Origin of the sequence: Lacticaseibacillus pantheris DSM 15945 = JCM 12539 = NBRC 106106 (assembly GCF_001311175.1) — a bacterium.
Taxonomy (GTDB): domain Bacteria; phylum Bacillota; class Bacilli; order Lactobacillales; family Lactobacillaceae; genus Lacticaseibacillus; species Lacticaseibacillus pantheris.
The window spans coordinates 28348-51647 of record NZ_BBAI01000016.1; the positions used below are offsets into that span (position 1 = coordinate 28348).

Annotated in this window: 23 protein-coding genes and 2 pseudogenes; 10 read left to right on the forward strand and 15 right to left on the reverse strand. The window is 52.9% G+C overall.

Features of this window, described 5'->3' with window-relative positions; genetic code table 11:
- The first annotated feature begins 49 nt into the window (after positions 1-49).
- Positions 50-397: a hypothetical protein gene (locus JCM12539_RS06660; RefSeq protein ID WP_054650208.1), complete on the forward strand. Its 348-nt coding sequence runs from the start codon at positions 50-52 to the stop codon at positions 395-397.
- A gap of 113 nt (positions 398-510) precedes the next feature.
- On the opposite strand, the gene JCM12539_RS06665 is transcribed toward JCM12539_RS06660, so the two are convergent.
- From JCM12539_RS06665 to JCM12539_RS06675, 4 genes are all read right to left on the reverse strand, one after another.
- Positions 511-2349, reverse strand: a complete 1839-nt coding sequence (locus JCM12539_RS06665) for a M3 family oligoendopeptidase (RefSeq protein WP_054650210.1) — start codon at positions 2347-2349, stop codon at positions 511-513.
- 89 nt (positions 2350-2438) lie between these two features.
- A complete protein-coding gene (locus JCM12539_RS13175; RefSeq protein WP_156302110.1) occupies positions 2439-2609 on the reverse strand; it encodes a hypothetical protein in 171 nt (56 codons plus the stop codon).
- A gap of 115 nt (positions 2610-2724) precedes the next feature.
- Positions 2725-3525: a helix-turn-helix domain-containing protein gene (locus JCM12539_RS06670; protein ID WP_054650212.1), complete on the reverse strand. Its 801-nt coding sequence runs from the start codon at positions 3523-3525 to the stop codon at positions 2725-2727.
- Between the two features lie 70 nt (positions 3526-3595).
- Positions 3596-5944: a cation-translocating P-type ATPase gene (locus tag JCM12539_RS06675; protein ID WP_054650214.1), complete on the reverse strand. Its 2349-nt coding sequence runs from the start codon at positions 5942-5944 to the stop codon at positions 3596-3598.
- Positions 5945-6145: 201 nt separating this feature from the next.
- On the opposite strand from JCM12539_RS06675, the gene JCM12539_RS06680 reads away from it, so the two are divergent.
- The 3 genes and pseudogenes from JCM12539_RS06680 (at position 6146) to JCM12539_RS06690 (ending at position 9213) form a co-directional block, all read left to right on the forward strand.
- Positions 6146-6946: a PHP domain-containing protein gene (locus JCM12539_RS06680; protein ID WP_054650216.1), complete on the forward strand. Its 801-nt coding sequence runs from the start codon at positions 6146-6148 to the stop codon at positions 6944-6946.
- Between the two features lie 73 nt (positions 6947-7019).
- Positions 7020-7935, forward strand: a pseudogene (locus JCM12539_RS06685) (proline iminopeptidase-family hydrolase).
- Positions 7936-8022: 87 nt separating this feature from the next.
- Complete coding sequence (locus JCM12539_RS06690; protein WP_054650218.1) at positions 8023-9213, forward strand: SAM-dependent methyltransferase; 1191 nt, start codon at positions 8023-8025, stop codon at positions 9211-9213.
- A gap of 202 nt (positions 9214-9415) precedes the next feature.
- Here JCM12539_RS06690 and JCM12539_RS06695 read toward each other — a convergent pair whose 3' ends face one another.
- The gene (locus JCM12539_RS06695) at positions 9416-9805 is read right to left on the reverse strand and encodes a MarR family winged helix-turn-helix transcriptional regulator (RefSeq protein WP_054650220.1); all 390 of its coding nucleotides are present in this window, start codon (positions 9803-9805) and stop codon (positions 9416-9418) included.
- Positions 9806-9895: 90 nt separating this feature from the next.
- On the opposite strand from JCM12539_RS06695, the gene JCM12539_RS06700 reads away from it, so the two are divergent.
- Positions 9896-10840 carry an alpha/beta hydrolase gene (locus JCM12539_RS06700; protein WP_054650222.1) on the forward strand — a complete coding sequence of 315 codons (945 nt, stop codon included), beginning with the start codon at positions 9896-9898 and terminating at the stop codon, positions 10838-10840.
- 186 nt (positions 10841-11026) lie between these two features.
- On the opposite strand, the pseudogene JCM12539_RS06705 reads toward JCM12539_RS06700, so the two are convergent.
- The 6 genes and pseudogenes from JCM12539_RS06705 to JCM12539_RS06730 all read right to left on the reverse strand — a co-directional run bounded on the left by JCM12539_RS06705 (position 11027) and on the right by JCM12539_RS06730 (position 16533).
- Positions 11027-12422 (reverse strand): annotated as a pseudogene (locus JCM12539_RS06705) (hemolysin family protein).
- A gap of 128 nt (positions 12423-12550) precedes the next feature.
- Positions 12551-13099: a class I SAM-dependent methyltransferase gene (locus tag JCM12539_RS06710; RefSeq protein WP_054650225.1), complete on the reverse strand. Its 549-nt coding sequence runs from the start codon at positions 13097-13099 to the stop codon at positions 12551-12553.
- 96 nt (positions 13100-13195) lie between these two features.
- Complete coding sequence (locus tag JCM12539_RS06715) at positions 13196-13561, reverse strand: hypothetical protein (protein ID WP_054650227.1); 366 nt, start codon at positions 13559-13561, stop codon at positions 13196-13198.
- 417 nt (positions 13562-13978) lie between these two features.
- Complete coding sequence (locus JCM12539_RS06720; RefSeq protein WP_054650229.1) at positions 13979-14773, reverse strand: tyrosine-protein phosphatase; 795 nt, start codon at positions 14771-14773, stop codon at positions 13979-13981.
- A gap of 115 nt (positions 14774-14888) precedes the next feature.
- Positions 14889-15212 (reverse strand): acetyl-CoA carboxylase, encoded by a 324-nt coding sequence (locus tag JCM12539_RS06725; RefSeq protein WP_156302112.1) that lies wholly within the window; start codon positions 15210-15212, stop codon positions 14889-14891.
- On the reverse strand, positions 15205-16533 hold the full coding sequence (locus JCM12539_RS06730) for a Y-family DNA polymerase (protein WP_054650233.1): 1329 nt from the start codon (positions 16531-16533) through the stop codon (positions 15205-15207). The genes JCM12539_RS06725 and JCM12539_RS06730 overlap by 8 nt, the downstream gene beginning before the upstream one ends.
- 119 nt (positions 16534-16652) lie before the next feature.
- Between JCM12539_RS06730 and JCM12539_RS06735 the strand changes: the two genes are divergently transcribed.
- The 4 genes from JCM12539_RS06735 to JCM12539_RS06755 all read left to right on the forward strand — a co-directional run bounded on the left by JCM12539_RS06735 (position 16653) and on the right by JCM12539_RS06755 (position 19486).
- Positions 16653-17045, forward strand: coding sequence for a DUF1093 domain-containing protein (locus tag JCM12539_RS06735; RefSeq protein ID WP_054650234.1), 393 nt, complete (start codon positions 16653-16655; stop codon positions 17043-17045).
- 205 nt (positions 17046-17250) lie between these two features.
- Positions 17251-18093 (forward strand): RluA family pseudouridine synthase, encoded by an 843-nt coding sequence (locus JCM12539_RS06740; protein ID WP_162204065.1) that lies wholly within the window; start codon positions 17251-17253, stop codon positions 18091-18093.
- Positions 18094-18611: 518 nt separating this feature from the next.
- Positions 18612-18761 carry a 50S ribosomal protein L33 gene (gene rpmG, locus JCM12539_RS06750; protein ID WP_054650238.1) on the forward strand — a complete coding sequence of 50 codons (150 nt, stop codon included), beginning with the start codon at positions 18612-18614 and terminating at the stop codon, positions 18759-18761.
- Between the two features lie 167 nt (positions 18762-18928).
- On the forward strand, positions 18929-19486 hold the full coding sequence (locus tag JCM12539_RS06755) for a hypothetical protein (protein ID WP_054650240.1): 558 nt from the start codon (positions 18929-18931) through the stop codon (positions 19484-19486).
- A 98-nt stretch (positions 19487-19584) separates the two neighbouring features.
- Here the strand turns inward: JCM12539_RS06755 and JCM12539_RS06760 are convergent, their stop codons facing one another.
- The 3 genes from JCM12539_RS06760 to JCM12539_RS06770 form a co-directional block, all read right to left on the reverse strand.
- A complete protein-coding gene (locus JCM12539_RS06760) occupies positions 19585-20400 on the reverse strand; it encodes a hypothetical protein (protein ID WP_054650242.1) in 816 nt (271 codons plus the stop codon).
- A gap of 64 nt (positions 20401-20464) precedes the next feature.
- The gene (locus JCM12539_RS06765) at positions 20465-20836 is read right to left on the reverse strand and encodes a helix-turn-helix domain-containing protein (RefSeq protein ID WP_054650245.1); all 372 of its coding nucleotides are present in this window, start codon (positions 20834-20836) and stop codon (positions 20465-20467) included.
- A 16-nt stretch (positions 20837-20852) separates the two neighbouring features.
- Entirely contained in the window at positions 20853-21101 is a 249-nt protein-coding gene (locus JCM12539_RS06770) for a hypothetical protein (protein ID WP_054650247.1), read from the reverse strand.
- 649 nt (positions 21102-21750) lie between these two features.
- Here JCM12539_RS06770 and serS point away from each other — a divergent pair.
- A complete protein-coding gene (gene serS, locus JCM12539_RS06775) occupies positions 21751-23034 on the forward strand; it encodes a serine--tRNA ligase (RefSeq protein ID WP_054650249.1) in 1284 nt (427 codons plus the stop codon).
- 45 nt (positions 23035-23079) lie between these two features.
- On the opposite strand, the gene JCM12539_RS14030 is transcribed toward serS, so the two are convergent.
- On the reverse strand, positions 23080-23300 hold a 221-nt coding region (locus JCM12539_RS14030; protein WP_225350277.1), incomplete at its 5' end, for a hypothetical protein.

The window sequence follows — 23300 nt, forward strand, 5'->3', positions numbered from 1 at the left end:
GCTCTGTGGTAAACTTATACAATAATAACCTGATAGGAGTATTCCACATATGACAATTGATAATAATCAATTAGTAGCCCGCTACATGAAGCTGCAAGCTGGACATAAGGCCTACTTTGCCGCTATTAGCGACTACGTTGACCAGCAGTTAGATAACCTCTACGCCAAGTTGACCACCACCTTCCAGGACACCCTGACACTGTCCGTCCAGGGTGCAATTGATTACGCTAAGACGCAAAACGTCGAAATCACCTCTGGAATTAACTTAACTTTGGCGACCCAAAACTTCATCATCAAGATGTTGGATAACCAGGGCCTCCTCGTTGAGGGTGGCGCGCACTCTAGTGACGTGGTCATCGGTAAACTGAACTTCGAGAACCGTGCCCGTTACGTATAACCAGTGCGACATCGTGAATAAAAAATCGTGTCGGTAACATGACCACCAAGCTGCAAAGCAATCTTGGTGGTGATTATTACCGACACGATTTTTTGTACGCTATTATTGAACGGTTAAGTAGTCCGGCGCACCATGTTAGCCTCTGCCCGGTTAATTGCCGCCGTGAGTCCCTCGATTTTCCGTTCGGTGGCGTCCAGGAAGTCCACCATGTGTTGCAAAGGCGCGTCGGTCGTCACGTCCACCCCGGCGACGGCCGCTGCTTGCACTGGTGGTAGGCTGTTACCGAGTGCTAGAAATTCGCGCCAACGGGTGACCGCGCTACTTTGGTCTTGATCCAACGCTTGCCAGGCCTGCGTCGCAATCGTGAGGCTGGCCGAGTAACTGTACGAATATAGCCCCAGGAAGTAGTGATCCTGGCGCATCCAGGTAGTTTCCGCACCAGTCAGGTCAACGGTATCGCCCCAGAATTTCCGGAGTAGCCCCAGCTTAATTTGATTAAGCCGTTCTGCGTTGAAGCTCTCACCTTTGTCAATTAGCGTGTACACCTCGCGTTGGAACGCGGCTTCCAGCAAGTGGGTGACGCAGTTGTGGAAGTACGTGTCGCCCAGTAGCCGGGAGAGGGCGAAGCGTTGCAACCGTGCATCGTCGTGGGCCTGCTCGGTCAGGTAGCGGGTGAGCAGTAGCTCGTTAAAGGTTGATGGCGCTTCGCAATGGTAGATGGGCATCACCCAGTTGATGGCGGGATGCGCGTCCGCCGAGTATTGCATCTGGCCAACGTGGCCCAGCTCGTGAATGAGGGTGTACAGCGCGGGCATGGTGTCCGTCCACGTCATCATGATGTACGGGTGCACGCCGTACGGCATCTCCGTGTAGGCACCTGAATCCTTGCCCACGTTAGCGGCATAGTCCACCCAGCGGTCGCCGATGGCCCGGCGCATGAGCTGCTGGTAGTCGTCTCCCAAAACCGCAGTAGCGTGAGCAACAATATCCGCCGCGTCACTTTGGCGGTACTGGGGGGCAAAGTCGGGGTCAATATCAATTTGCAGGTCCGTGTACGTGATGTGGTCGAGCCCACGCACGTCCGCGACGTGTTGGACGTAGCGGCGCATCACGGGCGCGAGCCGGTCCATGAGGACGTCAATTTGACGGTCAAAGAGGGCGCGCGGTACTTCCTCGTCCGCCAACAAGAAATCGATCACGGAGTCGTACCCGCGGAGCGTGGCCTCCGCCTTTTCGCGGGTGACCTGGCCGAGGTACGCGGTGGCGAAGGCGTGTTCGTACTGGTGCAGGGTGGCACTGAACTTGGTGAATGCGGCCCGGCGGATGTCGGTATCAGGATGCTTTTGGTAGGTTTCCTCGTAGCTGACAAAGTCGAGTGGGTGACTTTGTCCGTGTGCACTAAACGTACCGAAGTCCATGTCCCCGGCGATGGTCTGACGCCGCACGTTGCGGAACGTATCCAGTGCGGGGGCCATGCTGGCAAGCGCACCCTCGACGTTGGGCGCGAGTGTGTGACCGTGTGCAACCTGTAAGTGGCGTATGTAGCCGTCGTATTGCGGTCGGAGCTGGCGAACAGTGGCAAGTGTGGACGCCGGCAGATCGGTCAGCGCGGGTAGCAGAAAGCTCAACGCGTTGTCCACTTGAGCCTGAACGTTAGCGTTAGTGGCTACACGGGCGTTGAGGGTGGGGTTCGTGCTGTCCGCGCTTTTCGGAAATGCGGCGTAGCAGTCAACGCATTCCCTCAACGTTTCAATGGCGTTGAGGTCATCAAGTGCCGCGACAATTTGTTCCGGTGCGGTGAGTTGATCTAGGTAGTGGTCGCGGAATGACTGGGACAGTTGTTGCAGTTGCTTATTGGCTGCTCGCCAAGCATCGGGGTCCTTAAAAATTGGACTCAAATCCCAGGTGTCACGTGGATCGATAGCGTTTCGTGGTGGTAAGGCTGTGGGCATAAGTATTCCTCCTGGTAAATTGCATTATTTGGTAGTTAGACAATAACGCTAAACACCCGCCGAAATTACCGACGGGTGTTTAACGTGGATTACTTGTGGGTAACTGATTGGTTGGCATCTACTCCATGCTCCTGTGCTTGTGTTCCGGTTTGTGGTAAGGATGGCTTGGTGGCGGCAACGTCCGGAATCGGTTTAATGCCGGTTAACAACCCGAACAGTAGCGCATCATTGTCATACTCACGGTGCCAGTCTGCTGACATTGCAATCACTTCCCTCATTAGGTAGGGCGGCCCTGTATCCGCCTACAATGAGTGTAAATTAAATTTAAACAAAAAGCCAGTTAAATTTAACTGGCTAATCTCACATTTTTATCTTCTAGAAATCCATAATGGTGGTCCAATCAGTCACACCACCGAGTGCAATCAGGTCGTGCGGGTTGCTGGCGGTGTTGCGGACCAGTTGTGCTAACAGACTGTACGCGTGTAGCACCAACGTGCGGTCGTGGTGGGCAGCCGCTGCCCGCAAACCGGCCACCGCGAACTGGGCGGCGTGTACGGCGTCGTGGGCGTAGAAGTAGGCGAGTGCGCAAAGATAGTTAGTGGCATTGACGTTCGCGCTGAACGGCAACGTGTGGACTACCTTCATGGCCGCAGCTGTGGCAGCGGTCACCGCCGCGACTTTGCGTCCCTGGCCCGCCACTAGCGCGGTGTAGGCGTAGCAAAGTGCCGTCAGGGATGAACGCTGGGGGTTCACGTTGATTGCCATGTGGAGGTTATAGCGTGCACCGTCCAGGTTAGCGTCCACCATTAAGTCGGCAACACCCAGATAAAAGTAGTACGCCTGGGCCTGAGCGTCGTTCATATTTGCGTCGGCGTAGTCGGGGGAATTGAGCAACCGTTTGACTGCGAGGTAATCGCCATCTGCCAGGCTGCTTGCCAGTTGGGTATTATGCCTCTGGCTCCGTCCCACCGGATACTGTTCTGCCAAAGCAAAGTGGTTCAGGCGCACGCCAAGGCGCTGACTAACGCCGATGATGGTGGCAATGTTGGGGACGACCGCTCCGGCCTCGATTGCTGACAGTTGATCTGGGGGACAAATACCGGCCGCTAATTCATCAACGGATTGACCGTGGGCATCACGGGTAGTACGAATGACGGAACCAATTTCTGGGTGCATAAATATGAACACGCTTCTTTCTTAACCAATACCTACACACCCATTATAACAGTTGGGGGCAACAGCCACTTTATGAGCGCCACTTGATCCGCCCGAGTACCCGTCGACCCAGGAACTCTTGCAGAATGATGTAGACGGGGTAGGTCGATACGGCCAGTGGTGCGTACAGTATGAAGAGTCCCCAGTTCCACAACGAAACTAGTGAAAAGACGTGGTTAGCCACGAAGAACACCCCGAACATGGTGACCGCAATCACGGCCAGCATCCCCACTTTGAGTCGGTTGAACGGCCGGGATACCCGGAACAGCACGTTGTAGCAGACGCAAGTAATGAGGAGGGCCACAATGGTTCCCGTGGTGTCAAAGGACAGGTGAAGGGCCGACTCCAGCCAGGTCATCAGCAACGTGTACGCCACCACTTCGAGTGCGGCGGGGGCCGCGAAGGTCATAACCTTCTTCATAAACTGTCCGGTGACCCGGGCAAAGTTTGGTTCGAGTGACAGGAAGAATGAGGGAATGGCCACCGTAACCGCCGAAACCGGCGTGAGGTTGATGGGGATGATGGGATAGTCGGCGTTCAGGAAGATGAAGATAATGATGAGCGCGACGGAGTACATCGTCTTAATGAGGAACAAAGACGCAACACTTTCGATGTTGTTGATGACGCGGCGCCCCTCGTTCAGCACCCCAGTCATGGCGTCAAAGTTCGAGTCGAGGAGCACAAAGTCGGCGATGGCACTGGCGGCTTCACTACCGCTAGCCATGGCGATGGCACAGTCCGATTGGCGTAACGCCAGCACGTCATTGACACCATCCCCAGTCATGGCGACGGTGTGCCCGGCGTCTTGGTACGCGGCAATCAGATGCTTCTTTTGTTCGGGCGTCACGCGACCAAAGACGTTGTAGTCGCGCACCAACGCATCGTAGTCAGGTTGTTCGCCCACGGTGGTCATATTAACGTACTGGTCGGTCCCCTGGATGCCGGCACGCCGGGCAACACTGGCTACGGTAATGGGGTTGTCCCCGGAAATAACTTTGAGCTGCACGTCCTGGCCGGCAAAGTAGGCAAAGGTGTCCATTGCGGCCGGCCGGATTTCGTCGGCAATGAGGACAAAGCCGATTAGGTCGGTATGCGTCAACGGAACGGATAGTGCGTCGGGGGTGCGGCCCACGGCGAGCACCCGGTATCCGGCGGCGGCAGCGTCATTGATAGCGGTGGTGTTCTCGGCGGTGAGGGTGTCGCCAAAGGTGAACTCGGGGGCACCCATAAAGTAGCTGGTGCCATCGCTGAACGTGGCCCCAGACCATTTACGGGCGGAGCTGAACGGCACTGTATTGGTGACGGTCCATTGGGGCGGCTGTGGGAAGTATTCCTTAATGGCGATGGCGGTTTCGTTATCGTCGTTGAGGGCAAAGGTGACTGCGCTGACCGCACTAGCCAGGTCGTCCGCGTCGTGGTCACCAACTGGCACTACACGGTTCACAATGAGGCGCCCAGTGGTAATGGTCCCGGTTTTATCCAGACAGATGGTATCCACGCGCGCGAGGGCCTCAATGGCAGTCAAGGAACGGACGAGAACCCGCCGCTGTCCCAGGTTGCGTGCCCCCACGGCGAGGGCTACGTTCGTCATCAGTACCAGCCCTTCGGGAATCATACCAATCACGGCGGCGCTGGTTGTCAAAATGGCGCGGTTGTAGTCTCCCCGACGCACCATGGAAACGGTAAAGAGTGCAATTCCTAGTGGAATGAGCACGTAGGTCAGCACCTTAATAATCCGGTTAATTGTGGCCAGGAGCTTACTGTTTTTGTCCTTGTCGGTTTGCTCAGCCTTGGCCTCCTTGGCAAGACGGGCCGCAAAGGTATCACCCGCGACTTTGGTTACCATCACCGTTGCGTTGCCGGCCACCACAAAGCTGCCGGATAGTACCGCGTCGTCTGGGCGCTTGGTAATGGAGTTAGCCTCACCGGTCAGGGCGCTTTCGTCCACCTCCAGGTTGCCGTTGGTTAACACCACGCCGTCAACGGGGATCTGCGCGCCCCGCCGCAGTTGGAGGGCATCACCAACCACTAAGTTCTCGGCCGAGATGGTGGTGGTGTGGCCGTCACGGACTACGGTCGCTTGCGGCGCACTAACAATGGTCAGGGAGTCCAGCTGGTGCTTGGAACGGATTTCCTGAAAGGTACCAATGGCCGTATTGAAAATAGCCACCCCGAGGAAGAGTAGGTTGCTGTACGAACCCGTGGTAATGATAAACGCGGCAATGACCACGTTGACCAAGTTAAAGAGGGTGAACGTGTTGCCGGCGATAATCTGGCCCACCGTGCGGGTCAGGGGTGCTTGTTCAACGTTATGGGCCCCCGCGGCAATTTGTGCGTCAACGTAGCTTTGCTTGAGTCCAGTGTGGGGATCTGTCCGCATGGTATCACCTCGATAATGAATTTTAATCTCACTTTATTGTAACGATTCCGCGGGTAATTGTCTTAGGGCCAAAGGTGGACTTCACACAAACTTCGGAAAGGGGCCCTGGTTTAAACAACGGGCTACCACCTGTTGGATTATGGTGGGGCAACGCTAGAGTATAATGATGCATATACGGTAATAGCAAAGGGGACTTCTGTGATGACATACTACGATCAGCACGTGCACACCCATTTTTCATTCGATTCCGAAGCGCAGTTTGCCGATTACCTGCGCCAGACGGGTAACCCGTTCGTCACTACTGAACACCTCGAGATGAGTAATCCGGACGATCATGGTGGCGACAATACTCCCGCGTATGCGGAGTACGTAGCCGAAGAGGATACGCTCCAGCGCCGCTTTCCCAACCAGTTGCTACGGGGCATTGAGATCGGCTACTACGCGCCACGGTTGGACGCAATTCGCCGCTATTTGGCCGCGGGTGATTATGATTTGACCCTATTGAGTTTTCATCATGACGGCCATTACGACTACCAGGACGAACACTTTTTAACGGTGGACCTTGAGCAGCACGTACGCGGCTATTATGCGGCGATGCTCGCTGGGATTCGCCAATTTGGTGATTTTGACGTGCTGGCCCACTTTGATTATGGCCTGCGCGTACTCGACGTGGCGCCGACACAGCTCGCAGATTGGGCGGGCGACACGTTGCGGGAAATTTTGCGCGTAATTATTGAGCAGAACGTGGCGTTCGAGTTAAACACCAAGTCGATGTACCGTTGGCATGACGCTCCGCTCTACGATATGGTGCTGGACTGGTACCTAGAGCTAGGCGGTAAGTTGCTGACGCTGGGAAGCGACGCCCACGCGTCGGATAAGTTTGAATCCGACTTTGCGGCGGCCCGTGCCCTGCTCACGCGCCATAATGTGCACGAATTGGCGACGTTTAGGCGGCATGTGCTACAATCGTTGCAATTTAAGCCCCAGGCGCATGCCGCATGAACGACTAGCCTTAAACTTTAGGGCCGTGAGTGCGATAATGTTTGTAATGCTAAAAAGGTAAGGAGATTTTGTTATGCCCAAAATAAATCCTAACGGGACGCGTTTCATCACGTTAAGCAACGGATACCACCTATGGACCCAGACACAGGTACGGGGATATTCAGTTACTTTGCTTGCACGGCGGGCCTGGTGGGACCAACGAAGTATTTGAGAACTTTGCCGAGCGACTGGCACCGTACCACGTGCGCGTTAGCCGCTATGACCAGCTAGGATCGTTTTATTCCGACCAACCTGACTTCAATGATCCGGCAAACCGTGAGCAATTTTTCAACATCGAGTATTACGTTGACGAGGTTGAAGAGGTGCGTCAGCAGTTGGGGCTCGACCACTTCTTCTTGCTGGGCCAGTCTTGGGGTGGCGTATTGGACATCGAGTACGCTTTGAAGTACGGTGAGCACCTGGCGGGTGTCATTCTGAGCTCAATGATTGATAATCTCGACGAGTACATTACCAGCGTCAACCAGATTCGCGAGTCCATGTTCAGCGCGGATGAAATTAGCTACATGCACACCGTGGAAAGTCAACATAACTTTAGTGATGCTCACTACCAGGAATTAGTTGCCCAGTTGGGGGAGGAGTACCTGCACCACGCGGCGGATCCGCAGCCTCGGCACCTCATCAGCACCATGGCGACGCCCGTGTACAACTACTTCCAGGGAGACAATGAGTTTGTGATGGTTGGTGCCTTGAAGGACTGGGACCGGCGCGGCTACATTCAGCAGATTAACGTACCCATGTACCTGACTTTTGGCGGCCACGAAACTATGCCGCTTGGTGCCGCATCGCGGATGGCGGCTGAGGCCCAGCACGCGCTGTTGCACGTGACACCACATGCGGGCCATGGTCAGATGCTCGACAACCCCGACGACTACTTTGCGGGACTCGGCGAGTACCTGACCGACGTGCACACGGGTCGGTTTAACGATTAGTGCAAAGTTGATCGTGGTAACGGTTGCATATGCATTTAGTTAGCGTGTGCTGTATAATAGTTAGTAATTTTTGCAATGGAGGTTCCTATGTTAGAGAAGAAATTGTACCAAACGATGTTTGCCCACTCGTTTAACATTCCTGTGACGGTGAACTACTGGGATGGCACCAGCGAGACCTACGGCGAAGGCGCTGTCCAGGCAACTGTTAGCATCAACAAGGCCATCTCGATTAAGGAACTTTCCAAGAACGCATCGTTAGCGCTGGGTGAGGCCTACATGGCCGGTGATATTGACGTTACTGGACCTGGTGATCGGCCAATTCAACGCGTTTTGACGGCTGCCTACGAGAGTGCGGGTAGCTTTATGCGCAACAAGAAATTTATTAAGTTCCTGCCCAAGCAGTCGCACACTGAGTCCAAGAGCAAGAAGGACGTGCAGAGCCATTACGATATTAGTAATGATTTCTACAAGGCGTGGTTGGACCCAACCATGACGTACTCCTGTGCCTACTTTGAACACGACACGGACACACTGGAACAGGCTCAGATTAACAAGGTGCACCACATCATCAATAAGTTGGACCCGCAACCGGGTAAGACGTTGCTGGATATCGGTTGTGGCTGGGGCACGCTGATGCTGACCGCGGCCAAGGAGTATGGGCTGAAGGTTACTGGTATCACTCTGAGTGAGGAGCAATACAAGTACGTTCAGCAGCGCATTCACGATGACGGGTTGGAAGACGTAGCGGAAGTCATTTTGGAAGACTACCGTGAGCTGGACCGCAAGTTTGATTACGTGACGTCCGTGGGGATGTTTGAACATGTGGGTCAGGAGAACCTCGGGCTCTACACCCAGAAAGTGGCCGACCTGATGAATGATGACGGGGTGGCTTTGATTCACGGTATCACCCGGCAGCAGGGTGGGGCGACGAACGCCTGGTTAACGAAGTACATTTTCCCTGGCGGGTATGTGCCAGGTCTGACCGAAATGACGCAGCACATCGTTGACGCGGGGCTACAGATTAACGATCTGGAACCACTGCGTCGGCATTACCAGCGGACTACCGAAATTTGGGATCATAACTTCAACGCCAAACGTGGGGCAATTCGTGCAGAGATGGGCAAAGAATTTGTCCGGATGTGGGATCTGTACCTGCAGGCGGCCGCAGCCTCGTTTGAGTCTGGAAACATTGACGTTATCCAGTACCTCATTTCGAAGGGAGCATCAGGCAAGAACCTGCCCATGACCCGTGAATACATTTACGCACACGAACAATAATTATTGCGATAGCACCAAAAAGGCGGGCCCCGTTTTGAGGGCCCGCTTTTGGTTGGCTGTACCTGGCCATACGTGGGGATGCACTGCGACCGTCCGTTACACCCACCGGTTGTCTGTCACGGATGGGGCGCGGGATAATGATATGTGGATCATTCGTTGGTTGGCGTTTCCAGGGCGGCGTTGAGCTGTGCGAGCAGTTCGGTTAGCTGTGCCAGTTCGCCGTCACCCATGTGTTGGGTGATGATTTGGAACCGCTCGCGGGCGTGGCGGTAATGATACGTTCCACGTCGGCCCCAGTGGTTGTCAGGTGGATTAGGCGGCGCCGGTGGTCTTCGTTGGCAGTATTTTGCTCAACGTACCCGAGGCGTAGTAGTGAGCTAATCTGCCGGGCGATGGCGGGTTTGGTCACACCGCGCAGTTTAACGATGTCCGTTAAGGTCTGCACGCGTTCCACGGCGATATCGCGCATGATTTGGTATTGTTCAAAGGAAATTTGGTAAGGACTGACCGCCGCTTGTAGCGCCGCGGTAAAACCCTTGACGGCGCGGAAGTAACTGTCAATGAAGGCGGTCATGGCTTGATCAGTGTTCATAGTAATGCCTCCCGAAATGATGTGTGGCGTGTCACACCTTGTGACCGCTGTGATAATGGTGAACGACGGCAAGGATGGAGGAACGAAGTAATGAAACGATGGTTTAGCAAGCATAAGTGGGTGTGGTGGTTGTTGGGCGGGTTAGTGACCTTGATTGTGGTGGCTTACTGTGCGGCCTGCCTGTACTTTTACAACTTTGCCTTTGTCCCCAGCAAGAAAAGTTTTCTCGGTAGCGGCAATACGCGCCAGGAGCGGGTGGATAAGGATTGGCTACAGCACGTCCGTAAGCAGACGTGGCACGAGTCGGCCACGGGACATGCCACGTGGCAGCTAGTGGCGGATTACGTCCCGGCCACACACAAAACGACGAAGACTGTCGTGGTGGCCCACGGTTACATGAACACCAAGGAGGATATGGCCAGCTATATTCGCTTGTTCCACGATGCGGGTTACAACGTGCTGGCGCCTGACGACCGGGGTCACGGCCAATCCGACGGCAATTACATCGGTTATGGCTGGCCGGACCGGTTGGATTACCGTGGCTGGATTAAGCAGGTAATTACACGCGTGGGCCCGAATAGCAAAATCGCAATGTTCGGCGTCTCCATGGGTGGGGCGACCACGATGTACACTGCGGGGCTGAAATTACCGCATCAGGTCAAGGCGTTCATTGAGGATTGCGGGTACACTAGCATTGCGGACGAGTTAGCGGCTAAGGCTCAGTCGATGTACAACCTACCACGCTGGCCGTTAGTACCGGGCGTTATTGCCACGGCTAGTGTCATTACCCACAACAACTTTGCGGCCGCGAAGACGAGCAGCACCCTGGCGCGCAATCGCCGACCGATGCTGTTTATTCACGGGGCCAAAGACGATTTCGTTCCGACCAAGATGGTGTACGCCAACTACCGGTCGACCCGTGGCCCCAAGGAGTTATGGGTGGTCCCCGGGGCGGGACACGCGAAGAGCCTGGCCACCCATCCGGCCGCGTACAAGCGTCGCGTACTGAACTTCTTGGGTCAGTACTTCAAGTAGTATCCGGTTCACTCCAACTATTATTGTAGCCGCGCAACCGTTGCTACCCCTACATTTGTGGGCAAAGTTGGTCCTAATCTGGTTAGCGGCATACAAAACGTGCAAAGATTGCTAGCACTAATTGATGGCAGCAAAAAAGCTTCCGGGCAGATTGTCTGGAAGCTTTTTTTTGAGCACTTAAAATTATTAATCGTCCTGGTCGTTCGTTGCTGACGCGGCACTGGTAGGGGTAGCCTCGTCGTTGTCGGCATCGGGTTGGTTATCCGTCACCTCAAACCAGTCGAAGAACCCTGGATCATAGTCAATTACCTTGAACGTAAAACGGCCCAACTCAATTTCGTCGTTTTGCTTGAGGTTGGGGTACAGTTCGATGATGGAGCCACCAACCGTTACCACGTCGGAATTTTCAAAGTCCGGGATGTCGGTGTGGAAGAACCGCTCAAAGTCGTACATCGTGGTTTTACCACTAACCTTGTAGACGTTATCTTTGTCCGTCGCCAGAATGTACTCGTCGGACACATCATCGATTTCATCTTTGACCGTACCGAATAGTTCCTCGTAAATATCTTTGTCTGTCACAATACCACTTGTCCCACCATACTCGTCCGCGACGACGACAATTGGCGCCTGGCGCCGAATCATCTGCTGCAGGATATCATGAATCGGTGTGGATTCGGGTACGGTTACGATTGTCCGCAATACTTTGGACATCGTGATGCTATCGTCAGCCAGCGACTGACGAATTAGGTCGTACACGTAAACGTAACCCAGAATCTTGTCCTTGTCGCCGTTCGCGACCACGGGGAACCGGCTAAAGCCTTCCTTGAGGTACAGGCGTAAAACGTCATGAACCGTGTCGGTAACGTCCACCACAATCAGGCGCGTGCGGTCGACCATGATGTCCCGGGCAGTTTTGTCGTTGAGGTCAAAGGCGCGTTCCATGTAGACGACATCGTTCTTATCCATGTCACCGGTTGAAATGGCGTTTTTACTCAGGTTGAGAATTTCAGCCTGTGAAAAGGCCTCGTTGCTCTCGTCCGCGGGTTTGATCCCCATCATTTTCACAATACCGACTGACGATTTGTTTAGTAACCATACAAACGGGTAGAAGATGATGTGAAAGTAATGTAGTGGGGTCACCACGAACATTAGGACCTTGATTGAAAAGTCGATGGCAATGTTCTTAGGCACAATTTCGGTTAAAACGACTTCGAGGTACGTCAGGATAATCACACCAAGGATGGCACCGATTGTCCGTAGCCCACCTTGAGGTAGTTGCAGGTGGACCAGACCCATGAGGTCAATGAGGAGAAACTCAACGGTTTCCTCACCAATCCAACCAATGATAATCCCGGCCAACGACACACCCACTTGGGTGGTGGACAGGTACTCATTCAGGTTGTGGACCATCTTCAACGCACGGGTGAGGCGTTTTTTTGTTGCCCTGCCCGCTATCCAATAATTCTTCCAAAGCACTGGGACGACTTTGTACCAGTGCAAATTCACTCGCAACGAAAAACGCCGCGAAGATGAAGGTAACGACCATCACCAGTATATTCGCGGCGACTTGGCCACTATCCATATGTTCATTCCCCATTTCTCATTTTGGTAAACTGGAACTATTTTATCATGAATCTGCCGTTTATGTTCTATTAAGTCATAAAAGTGCGCATAAATATTCGCGTTGTCATACATTGTGCCGTTATCTGGCTACCTTTGCGGACGGAATACTAGCGTGTTGCCAGTTGTTTGGGTGTTGTTCCATACCCGGCCGCCACATTCTAGTGGGTCGGTGAGTACACGGCGGATCGTCGCGACGTTTAAGCCGTCATTAATGATGACTACACAGCCGTGTTTAGCATCCACCACGCCGGTGGCCGCCGCCGCGCCAATTAGTTCCACGTTGCTGGTAACCCGTGCAACCATGATGTCATACGCACCGCCTAGTAGCTGCCAGTGGTTTGCGGGCAGTAGGCGGTAACGCAACTGGGCGCTAGCTGTGTGCTGGCGTGCAGCATCGACTTGATGTCGATGCTGGCTAACGCCAATGACCGAGTCCGCCCCAGCGTTAACGGCGTACTCCGTGAGCCACGACGAGCCCGAATTGATAACGGCCACCCGCTTGTTGCGTAGGCTGGGTAGGGCCGCAACGATTCCGGATTCAACTTTGGTGGGCGCCGGCAGACCACTGAGTGGATTCTTGGGCAGTACGCGGTTGCGCATGGATGGGTACTGGTGCTTGGAGTGTTTCTGATTCATGACAAAATTCGCTTTCTGATTGTGAGTGGTGATGTTCAAAATAAATAGGGTCGAGAAGCTCGCGCGGAGTATTCAGGACCCAATTTGCTACGATTATTAGTCAACGAAAATGATGGCAAAGTGGTGGTCGGCCGTGTCCACATTAATGGATACGTGCCGGTTCAGGTCATCGACCAGAGCACGTGCCACCTGCATTTTACCTTCAAAGGTGGTTACGTCAACCATGGTTGTGAACGCCTTAAAGTCATAATTTTCAGCAATGAACGGGGCGTCGGTAACGTAACGAAGGTTGTTTTCGTCGTGCCGGCTACCCGGTTGTAATACTGAGTCGATGTAGTGGTACAGTTCACTCGGCGTGAAGTGGAGTGGTGCAACCAGCTCTGTGGTGATATCGAAATTGGGCGCATCATCAATCATCGCGTCATTAACGGTTACTTGTGTCAGTCCTTGGTATAGTTTCATGATGGTTCCTCCCTTGAGTTGAACGAACGGCTGCGGCGCTCTTCATAGTCGAGCTCCGCAGGCCAGAAGACGCCGCATAAGCAACTCTAACCAAAAGGCCAAACCCGGGCCTTTCGGTTAGAGTTACTTATACTCTGCCTTCTAAACGGCCTGCTGCGCTCTGTGTTCATAGTCGAGCTCCACCCCGCAGAAACCTGCACATAACCCACTTTGACGATGAAGCCAAGTGCGGGCTTCACCATCAAAGTACGTTATGCTCCGGTTTCTAACCGCGGGGCTGCGCTCTGTTTCATAGTCGAGCTCCACCGTGCAGAAGGTGCCGTGTAAGCAATGCGGACCACCCAGCCAAAAGCGGGCTGGCTCGTCCGCATCACTTACACTCTACCTTCTAACCGCACGGTTCCGCTCTGTGTTCCTTTATCCCGCTTCCTCCAAGTACAACCGCTGCAAATCATCGCGGTCCGTCTTGGATAGGCCAATAACGTCGTGTAGGTACGTGTCCATGCCGCCGTAATCCGCCTTAATGGTTGCCAACGCGCTGTCTAAGAATTCCCCGTGGACGGTCCACAGGTCGTGGATACTTTGCAACAAGTTGGCGTTACCGCCGTGATCGCGCGTTTCCTGCATAATATCGTTTAGTGGTGTCTGGATGAACTGGTTGGCGGCCAGGTAATCGGCCCGAATGGTTTGGGAGTCAACGCCGAGTGCGCTGAGTAAGTACACGGCGCCCATACCCGTACGGTCCTTACCGGCGGTGCAATGGAAAAGTGTGGCGTGTTCCTGATTGCTACTAAGTAATACCCTGAAGAACCGCTGGTAGGCATCCTGCGCCGGCTTTTGTAGCACCAGGTTGCGATAGGTCTGCACCATGTTTTTGAATCCGCCCTGGGCATCCTGCGAGAACTCGGCCTGTTCTTCTTCCCACGTTTTGGATACCTGAGTTTGGTCGGTAATGAAAACGGGTAGGGAGGAATAGTTGGCCGCCGGAAGCTGCCGGTCGGGTGCTTGGCTCTGCTCATCCGGCGAGCGGAAGTCTACGTCGTGGCGGACACCATATTCACTGAGAAAGTGCACGTCGCGGTCCGACAACTGGTCCAGTTTGCCCGAACGCACCAGGCGGTGGTTCCGGATACGCCGGCCGTCGGTGGTGGTGTACCCGCCAAGATCACGGAAGTTAAAGCCATGGTGAATGTTTAACAGGTTTGGTTGCATGCAAGCACCGTCCTTCGTTACTAATTTAATCGCTAGGTCTAGTTTACAACGTGTTGGCGGGCAGGCCAAATGTTATCGTAATCAATTGCCAGTAATTACGGCTAAAGCAGTTTTTCTAGGCATCGTCACTACGTTGCTTCCTTTGGATAACGTTGCCGCTGATCGGCCAGCGCATCCCCTGAAATCCCCGAATCTCGATGGTCAGTTTGGTGTGTTCATGAATCGCATTGACGGTTAGTTCTAGTCGTTCTAGGTCGTCACTGGGTAACGAGTGTAGGGGGATGGATTTGTGCCGCTGCTTTTGGGGCAAAATATTGAAGAAAAAGTTGAAGCTGTGGTTGTAGCGGTCGTCCACCAGCGTAATCCAGTAACGGGTCCGACTGTGCCGCGTAAATAGTTGGTCGACACGCTGATTGATGGTATCTGCGTCCTTATTCATAGCTATTACCTCCATTATGTCCGCCCACGAGCCCGGCGCGGTTGATGGCCGTGCCGCCAGTGAGTTTGCTTTTGGCGTAGACGAGTGCGGTGAAACCAAACCGTGAGCGAATGGTGTCTACCGTGCGTTCAAGGGTGTTATCGCGAATTTGTTGTTGCAACGGACGGAACAGTTCTAGCTGCTGGCCGCTGTCATTACCGAGGTGCCCGCAACTGACGGCAATATTGCGGACGCCCTCGCCGGTCCAATAATGGTCAAAGATACGTAGTAGGGCGGCGATAATGTCATGGTTGCTGTTAGTGGCGCTGACGGTGACCTCGGCCCCGAAACCACCACGGTTAGCAACACTAGCCGATGCGTAGTTAAAGCCGATGCTCAAGCTAACTTTGGTGCATTGCAGATGGCGGTGTCGCAGTCGTGCGGCAACCTGTTCGCCAATTTCTTTGACCACCAGGCGAATTTCGTCGCGGTGCACGTAGTCACGGGGGAGTACCTGTGAGTTACTGATACTCGGTGATTTAGGAGGCTCTACCTGACCGGGATGCGCACGGTCAATGCCCCAGGCAAGGGCAAATAGTTGCTCGCCAACCAGCCCAAACTCTGCGCGGAGTGCGTAGGGGTTAGCGTGGGCGAGGTCCCAGATATTGTTGATGCCGATTTTGCGGAGGTGGTTGGCCGTGCGGTGGCCGATGCTCCAAACATCCTCCATGTTTGTGATTGTCCACAGGCGTTGCGGTACGTTCTGATAGTTGATCTCCGCAATGTTATCGTGATTGTGCTTGGCGTAAATATCGAGCGCAACTTTGGCCTGCAAAGGGTTATTGCCAATGCCGACGGTGGTGTAAATCCCCGTCTCTTCGTGAATTGTGAGCTGGATTTTACGCGCAACATCCCACGGACTTTGTCCAGACAGGCGCCAAGAGTGCGTTAAATTGAGGATGGCTTCATCAATGGAGTATGGCCAGATATCGGCGGGGGCCGTGTACCGTTGAAAGATTTGGTTAATCTGGAGGTTCTTCTGAATGTACATGTTCATCCGCGGAGGGACCACGATTAGTTGCTCGTCTTGAGGCAGATCACGCTGACGGGATACGTTGGCCTGTAGGTGGTACATCCTCTTGGCTTTGGGGGATGTTGCGAGAATTAAACCACCATTGGTATTTTCCTGCTCGGACATGACGACGAGAGCAACTTTGAGGGGGTGCAAATCGCGGGCGACACACTCAGTCGACGCGTAAAACGAGCGGCTGTCGATTAAAAAGAATACTCCGTGGGGTTCATATTGGTAATCCAAAGCGTCACACCTCCCTCTGCCCACCATTATACGAACATACGTTCGCATGAGCAAGCCATAAATCGGTCTTAGGTCTGGTGTGCGCAAAGATGAATTTGGCGATAATATGATTATTCAATCAATTACACATGACGGAGGTTTACACAATGAAGAAGTTAATCTGGGCAATCATCGCGGTAGTGATCGTTGGTGGCGTTGGTTTTGTCGGTATCAAGGAGTACCTCAATGTGTACCGTTCGGACACGGCGTACGCGGTTGTACCAGCCACTCCGAAAAAGACGGTGACCAGGGATAGCGACGGCAAGAAAGTGACCGATAGTCAGGGCCGTCAAGAATATTCGTACGACTACACCTTTAAGTGGGTAACTACCGACGGACAAACACGCACCGTTGGCTTTGAACAATCCAGTGCGAACCCTACCCCGTTGGCACCTGGTAGTTACGTGAAGGCAGATGTTAGCAAGACTCGCGTGACTAAGGGCCCCTTCAGTGTGAACGCAAAGGACGTACCAGCTAAGGTGCTGCAGCAATTGAAGTAGTGTTGGTATGGTAATACGAATTAATGTACGGCAACCAGTAATAATAACGGACTAGTGGTGTCTACTTTGTTCAAACAGGAGTCGCGGTGACGTAGCCGCGGCTCCTTTGCTATTGGTCTACTTGGCGAATTAGGGAAGAGGGACTAACTCGTGTAAATCGGCACCAGATGGTAGAATGATACGGTTAATACGAGGGGGTGCCAGCATGCAATTTACGTTTCAACTAACTGCCCGGAATGAAACAACCACAAAGAGGCTATTGGATCGCTACGGTGTTAGCTACCGGCTGTTTAAGCGTATGGCGGACGGTCATGCCATCACCGTCAAGGGCAAGACGGTGGGCAATGTACCGCTGGCCAGTGGTGATCAGGTCATCTTTGCATTGCCGACCGACAAACCGGTTGTTCCGGCTGATGGCAACCTGGACATTTTATTTGAAGACGAAAACTGGCTGGTGGTGAACAAGCCTGGCGGATGCGCTAGCGTACCGGGTCCAAGCAATCCGCGGGGGAGTCTGCTGAACGTAGTGGCGGGATACCTCGTGCAACAGGGGTATGACGCGGCACAGCCCGCCATCATTACGCGTCTGGATCGTGACACTGCGGGCGTGGTGCTGGTAGCGAAGCACCCGCTGGCTCAGGCGCGTCTGGATCGGCTAGGGGTGGATCAGACGGTGCACAAAGAATACTTGGCGGTTGTTGGCGGCGTAGTTCCCCAAAACTGGGGTCGCCTGGAAGTGGCGTTGGGTCGTGACCAGGATGGTGTACATCGTCGCGTGGATTCAGCGGGCCAATACGCGCGCACCGATTACGTGGTGCTCAAGCGGGGACAGCAAGCGACTTTGGTTAGATGCACGTTACGTACGGGCAGGACGCACCAGATTAGGGTACACATGGCTTACCTAGGTCATCCGTTGGTAGCGATGCCCTATATGGCGGGGATGTTAGTGTCCAGGAGGGGCAAGCGCTGTTGGCGCAACGTTTGGTGTTTACCGATCCGTTTACTAACCACACAGTCGACGTGCAGTGTCCGGTACCCGCGGCGTTGACGCGGTTGCTGTAGTGACTACCGTTATTCGCGTGGCGGTTCTGGCCGGTGGGGGTGCCGTGGCGTGCTACGACTTTGCGGACCGCTCCACGGTGACCGCTGCTAGGGTGAAACCTCCAACCGCAAAAACCGCGGTTTCCGGTGCGACGGTGAAACCTCCAACCGCAAAAGCCGCGGTTTCCGGTGCGACTTAGAGCCTGTCTGCCAAGTGCGGGCAGCCAGTCTCTAAGTTCGTCGCGCCGTACATCGCCTGCAAATGAGGCTCTCGGACTGGCTACGCCATTCCTGCGTGCGTTCCCTAACAGCGGTCACCGTTCCGGGTCCAGTCGTCTCCGCACCCCACGGCACCCCCAACCGGCCATAACCACACTTGCAAACGAATTTACAAATGATTTGTTCGACTATAACTATCATCATGACACGATTGTAATTGAAGCCGGTATCTTTGCCTGACGGCTTGACTTTTTGCCATGATTCGGTAAACTTAATGAGTTACTAAAACACAATGAGGTGAACGAAATGCGGAACAACATTTTACTCGCATGCGCCGAAACCGGCGAACGTATCTACCTGACTTCCAAGAATAAGCGCAACACACCAGAAAAACTGCAGCTGAAGAAGTACTCTCCAAAGCTGCGTAAGCGCGTGGTTTTCACCGAAGTTAAGTAATTGATACCACTAATAAAAGCCGCCTGGGGAAATTTTCTCTGGATGGCTTTTTGTTTGGACATTTAATTACATTTGTTGATTGATGTTGGTACCGTTTGCGAAAATACCCCAAGAAGTACTGAAAGAATGGTATAATGACGGTAAATAGCGACATGGAGGGATTTACAATGACCACGCAGGCAGAATATACGGAGTTATACCAAAAGCGGTTAGCCATGATTGAGGACAATCCGCAGTACACGGTATTGGCGAGCATGAACCAGCCCATGACTGATGGCGACGAGCGTGTAACCCAGTATATCGTGTACACCGACATCAAGCGTGACGACCAGAAGCGTAAGACGGCATCCATCTTTGTTTACACTCCGTACAAAAATGTTGATAAGTACGGTCATTCCAAGGCTGACTACCAGTCGCAATTACTATTTGAACTGAATATTTGGGACCATGCGGTTCACATCACCGTGTTGGAGACGCTGGGCAGTGAAAGCCGGCTAGCCTTCTTTGATTACCAGAACCTCGGCCTTGCTCAGTTGGCGGTCACGGCACTGTTGAACCTCATCAAGAAGTACGACGTCCAGGAGGTTGACGGTAACATTAGTTCGTTCGACCGTGATAAGTTTGAGAAAATTACGCACATATTCGATAAGTTCGGTTTCACCGTGACCACAATGGATGCGGAGCACGGAATCGGCAAAATTTTCAAGGCCGTGCAGTCGGATTAGGTTGGGATATCCATTAAAATAGCGTTCAGCTGAGTTACGTGACTCGGCTGAACGCTATTTTGATGCTGTGGGCCTGTGGCAGGTGCCAGTAATCCACGCTAGATGATCTGGTGTGATGTAAAGGGAATGCCCAGCTTGTTAAACATCAGCTCCTCGACGGTGATGAAGAGGCGGTAAAAGTCGGATCCGCTGACATCCGTGGCCCACACGAACACGCGCTGTGGGTCGGATGCTTCCGCCTGGAACAATTTGGCGTCGTCCACACCAGTGATGATGAGGTCGGCCGGCTGGTCGGATTCTGTTTCAGGCATGATGTGGACAAAACTCATGTTGCCAATGAAGGTGGCTAGACGCCGGCTGTTAAAGTCGTTGTTTGTCACCAGTATGCGGCAGTTAACCATTTGTTCCCACTCAAAGTCGGTCAGGTGGGGCGCCAGGAGGTAGCATAGTTCTTCACATATTTGCTGACAGGCCGTGACGCTATATTGTTGGTCGAGTCCGAGCTGCAACATGATGGTTGGTTGGGCCGCGACGAGTGTTTTGTAGATGTTACTGTGGGTGTACAGCTCGCTTTCGGGGTCGTTCATGCCCATGATGGTTGGAAAGTTTGGCCCACCAACAATGTTAGCTAGTGCGACCCTAATAAAATTAGTCACGAGCACGGGATCGTCTTTTACAGTGAGCGTGGCCCCGTTACGGCGGTGATTTTCTAGGCAATCAACTAGAGCGTCCACGTAACGGTGGATAACGTTGTCGTTACCCATGATGGTATCGTACAGGGGAGCCCAAGCGTGGTGGTCATGCGTAAAGTTGAACTCGATGGCCCTTTGAAAGGCCAAAAACTGGTTTTCGCGCGCTAATTCACTGCGCGACAGTCGGGGATACCATTGTTGGTTAATCGGAGCGGTGACCAACTCGCTATGATTCCAAAGGTGTTCCCACGTAGCATGGGGCCTAGGGTGTGCCCGTGTGCGATTCTTAAATCGCAACGGCCAGCATTAATAGGTTGCGCAGTCGGTCAATGGTATTCATACCGACTTGAGGAAGTTGGGCGTACCGCTCAGCAATCCGGTTTTGAGGGACGGTGGTAAATGGCCATTCAACGCCACGAAAACAAAGCCAGTAAAAAATATAGAGGAACTGACGGATGTTTTGTTCACTACCGCTGAATCCGGGCCTGCTAAAAGATAGTTTGATACCATGTAGCTCCAGCATGGTGCGCAAAGGTGTGGTTTTTCGGGCTAAGGTGGACCGTGAGATGAAGTGATCCTGGCAGAAACGGTCGGTATTGGCCGAGCGACTTTGTATGATGTAGTCCAGGTACTGGAACTGAATTGATTCCTGCAGCAAGAACAGCCGGTATTGGTCAATGGTTACGGGTAAAAAAATCCCCCGCCAGTACGTTCTTCTTCACTGTGGGACCGGAGCGCCCGGTGATTGTTTCAATGTCATTGAGTAATTCTTGGAATACGTTGTAGCTCTGTTGATACGATATATGTAGGTGGTTACCTAGGTCGGTGATGGTAAAGCCAGACTCGTCCATGGACTTGAGCACGCGGAACATGCGTAATTTTTGAATGTCTGCGTTTTCTAGAAAGACCTCTTCGAACAGCATGACTAAACTCCCTCCATGGGCCATTTGGTATTGCAATTATACAACGGTCATTATATCAGAAAAAACGTGTAGATGTTATCTGTACGGATGCCTGGTGGCTCGTGCTAGGCCGATCTTATGGTGGAAATGTAGTTGCATTAAATAGTTATGGTGTTTGTAATGCGGTAGGACTTACCCATATTGAGGGGATGGGTTGGGGCCGTGTTAGTGGTGCTAACGATGAGGCGCGCGTTTGGCGCATGAACGATGGAAGGTGGGGGCTCGACTTTGTCTAGTTCAGGTTGTAGCTATTTACGATTGGGCACTTGTATTGCAATTGGGATTGCGGTATTTTAACAGTAAGAGTTAAACACGTTATTAAGCGCATATAGGCGATTAAGAGAGCGGGCGGTTGGTGCAAAGCCCGTATCGCTAAGTCCAGCGTGATAGTGGGTGGTGAGAGCCACACGGAGACGGCCGTTACCCGTAAAGAGTGCACCAGGCATAATGTTGGTGAACATGGGTGGTACCGCGGAAAAGGAGCCTTTCGTCCCAATTGACGGAGGGCTTTTTGTGTACAAAATTTGCGGTTAGTCTTGGCTGGCCGGAAGGTAAACTTCTATATAATGTCAGTATTTGTAGTGATTGGATACGTAAATGGAGGAAAGACATGCTAGATATCAAATTATTACGGCAAAAGACGGACTGGGCTAAGTCCGAGTTAGCTAAGCGGGGAATTAAGCCTGAGGAAATCGACGAGCTGCTGGGGTATGATGAGCAGCGTCGTGCGGCGTTGACCAAAGTTGAAGAGCTGAAGGCGGAACGTAACCGGGTTTCCGGTGCCATTGCACAAATGAAACGTGCTCACGAAGACGCCAGTGAACAAATTACCGCAATGCGGAATGTGGGTCAGGAAATTGGGGAGCAGGACAAGGCTGTCGCTGAGCTGGAAGAAAAGGCCAACTATATTCTTGTACGGTTGCCTAACATCCCTGATGACTCGGCTCCGGCTAGTTTGAATGAGGATGATGCCCGCGAGGAACGTAAGTGGGGGCAGATTCGCGACTTTGGCTTTACCCCTAAGCCGCATTGGGAAGTGGGCGAAAATCTCGGCATTCTAGATTTTGAAAATGCGGCCAAGGTTTCTGGCAGTCGCTTTGTATACTATCGGGGTGCTGGTGCGCGCTTGGAACGGGCAGTGTACAACTTCTTCTTGGATGAACACTATAAGGAAGGCTATACGGAGGTGCTACCACCGTACCTGGTTAACGACGACTCGATGTTCGGCACTGGTCAATTTCCTAAGTTTGTGGGTGACAGTTACACAGTCACAAACGAGGACAGTGATTTAACACTCATCCCAACGGCGGAAGTACCATTGGTTAACTATTACCGCGATACGGTAGTTGATGCAGAGCAGTTGCCGATTAATGTAACGGCGCTTTCGCCGGCCTTTCGTTCTGAAGCGGGAAGTGCGGGCCGCGATACACGAGGCCTGATCCGGATGCACCAGTTCAATAAGGTCGAGATGGTTAAAGTAACGAAGCCGGAAGATTCCTGGCAAGAATTGGAAAACTTGACGCATGACGCCGAGGACTTGTTGCAAAAGTTAAATTTGCCATACCACGTAATTACGCTGGCCACGGGGGATGCTAGTTTTACTTCCGCCAAGACCTACGATATTGAGGTATGGATTCCCGCACAAGATACGTACAGGGAGATTTCTAGCTGCAGTAACTGTACTGACTTCCAGGCCCGGCGTGCCCACATTCGTTACCGCGACGATAACGGTAAGTTACAATTAGTGCACACATTAAATGGGTCCGGCTTGGCCGTCGGGCGTACGGTAGCTGCCATTTTGGAAAATTATCAGAATGAGGATGGTACCGTGACGGTGCCTGATGTCTTGGTACCGTACATGGCAGGACAAACAATAATTGGCAAAGAGAAATAGAACACGTGTATTTATGCAGATAATCGAATGATTATCTGCTTTCTTTTACTCTCGTTCGTATTTGAATAAAAGTTCAAATAAGTCGCACAGAGTGCTTGACGCTGGCCGTGGTGGCTGGTAAGATATTTTATGTTGTTCAGGGCGAACAGCTAAAGCCACGCCCGAGCAACGAATGCTCATCTCGTTAATGCAAAACATCGAATAATCATTCGAAAAAAATGTATTGACACTGACAACGACGGATGCTAAGATATCTAAGTTGCCTC

Bases quoted from the DNA above. Each gene is read 5' to 3' on its own strand.
- JCM12539_RS06660 (WP_054650208.1), top strand. From the start codon at position 50: ATGACAATTGATAATAATCAATTAGTAGCCCGCTACATGAAGCTGCAA.
- JCM12539_RS06665 (WP_054650210.1), bottom strand. From the start codon at position 2,349: ATGCCCACAGCCTTACCACCACGAAACGCTATCGATCCACGTGACACC.
- JCM12539_RS13175 (WP_156302110.1), bottom strand. From the start codon at position 2,609: ATGTCAGCAGACTGGCACCGTGAGTATGACAATGATGCGCTACTGTTC.
- JCM12539_RS06670 (WP_054650212.1), bottom strand. From the start codon at position 3,525: ATGCACCCAGAAATTGGTTCCGTCATTCGTACTACCCGTGATGCCCAC.
- JCM12539_RS06675 (WP_054650214.1), bottom strand. From the start codon at position 5,944: ATGCGGACAGATCCCCACACTGGACTCAAGCAAAGCTACGTTGACGCA.
- JCM12539_RS06680 (WP_054650216.1), top strand. From the start codon at position 6,146: ATGACATACTACGATCAGCACGTGCACACCCATTTTTCATTCGATTCC.
- JCM12539_RS06690 (WP_054650218.1), top strand. From the start codon at position 8,023: ATGTTAGAGAAGAAATTGTACCAAACGATGTTTGCCCACTCGTTTAAC.
- JCM12539_RS06695 (WP_054650220.1), bottom strand. From the start codon at position 9,805: ATGAACACTGATCAAGCCATGACCGCCTTCATTGACAGTTACTTCCGC.
- JCM12539_RS06700 (WP_054650222.1), top strand. From the start codon at position 9,896: ATGAAACGATGGTTTAGCAAGCATAAGTGGGTGTGGTGGTTGTTGGGC.
- JCM12539_RS06710 (WP_054650225.1), bottom strand. From the start codon at position 13,099: ATGAATCAGAAACACTCCAAGCACCAGTACCCATCCATGCGCAACCGC.
- JCM12539_RS06715 (WP_054650227.1), bottom strand. From the start codon at position 13,561: ATGAAACTATACCAAGGACTGACACAAGTAACCGTTAATGACGCGATG.
- JCM12539_RS06720 (WP_054650229.1), bottom strand. From the start codon at position 14,773: ATGCAACCAAACCTGTTAAACATTCACCATGGCTTTAACTTCCGTGAT.
- JCM12539_RS06725 (WP_156302112.1), bottom strand. From the start codon at position 15,212: ATGAATAAGGACGCAGATACCATCAATCAGCGTGTCGACCAACTATTT.
- JCM12539_RS06730 (WP_054650233.1), bottom strand. From the start codon at position 16,533: ATGGTGGGCAGAGGGAGGTGTGACGCTTTGGATTACCAATATGAACCC.
- JCM12539_RS06735 (WP_054650234.1), top strand. From the start codon at position 16,653: ATGAAGAAGTTAATCTGGGCAATCATCGCGGTAGTGATCGTTGGTGGC.
- JCM12539_RS06740 (WP_162204065.1), top strand. From the start codon at position 17,251: ATGCAATTTACGTTTCAACTAACTGCCCGGAATGAAACAACCACAAAG.
- rpmG (WP_054650238.1), top strand. From the start codon at position 18,612: ATGCGGAACAACATTTTACTCGCATGCGCCGAAACCGGCGAACGTATC.
- JCM12539_RS06755 (WP_054650240.1), top strand. From the start codon at position 18,929: ATGACCACGCAGGCAGAATATACGGAGTTATACCAAAAGCGGTTAGCC.
- JCM12539_RS06770 (WP_054650247.1), bottom strand. From the start codon at position 21,101: ATGCTGTTCGAAGAGGTCTTTCTAGAAAACGCAGACATTCAAAAATTA.
- serS (WP_054650249.1), top strand. From the start codon at position 21,751: ATGCTAGATATCAAATTATTACGGCAAAAGACGGACTGGGCTAAGTCC.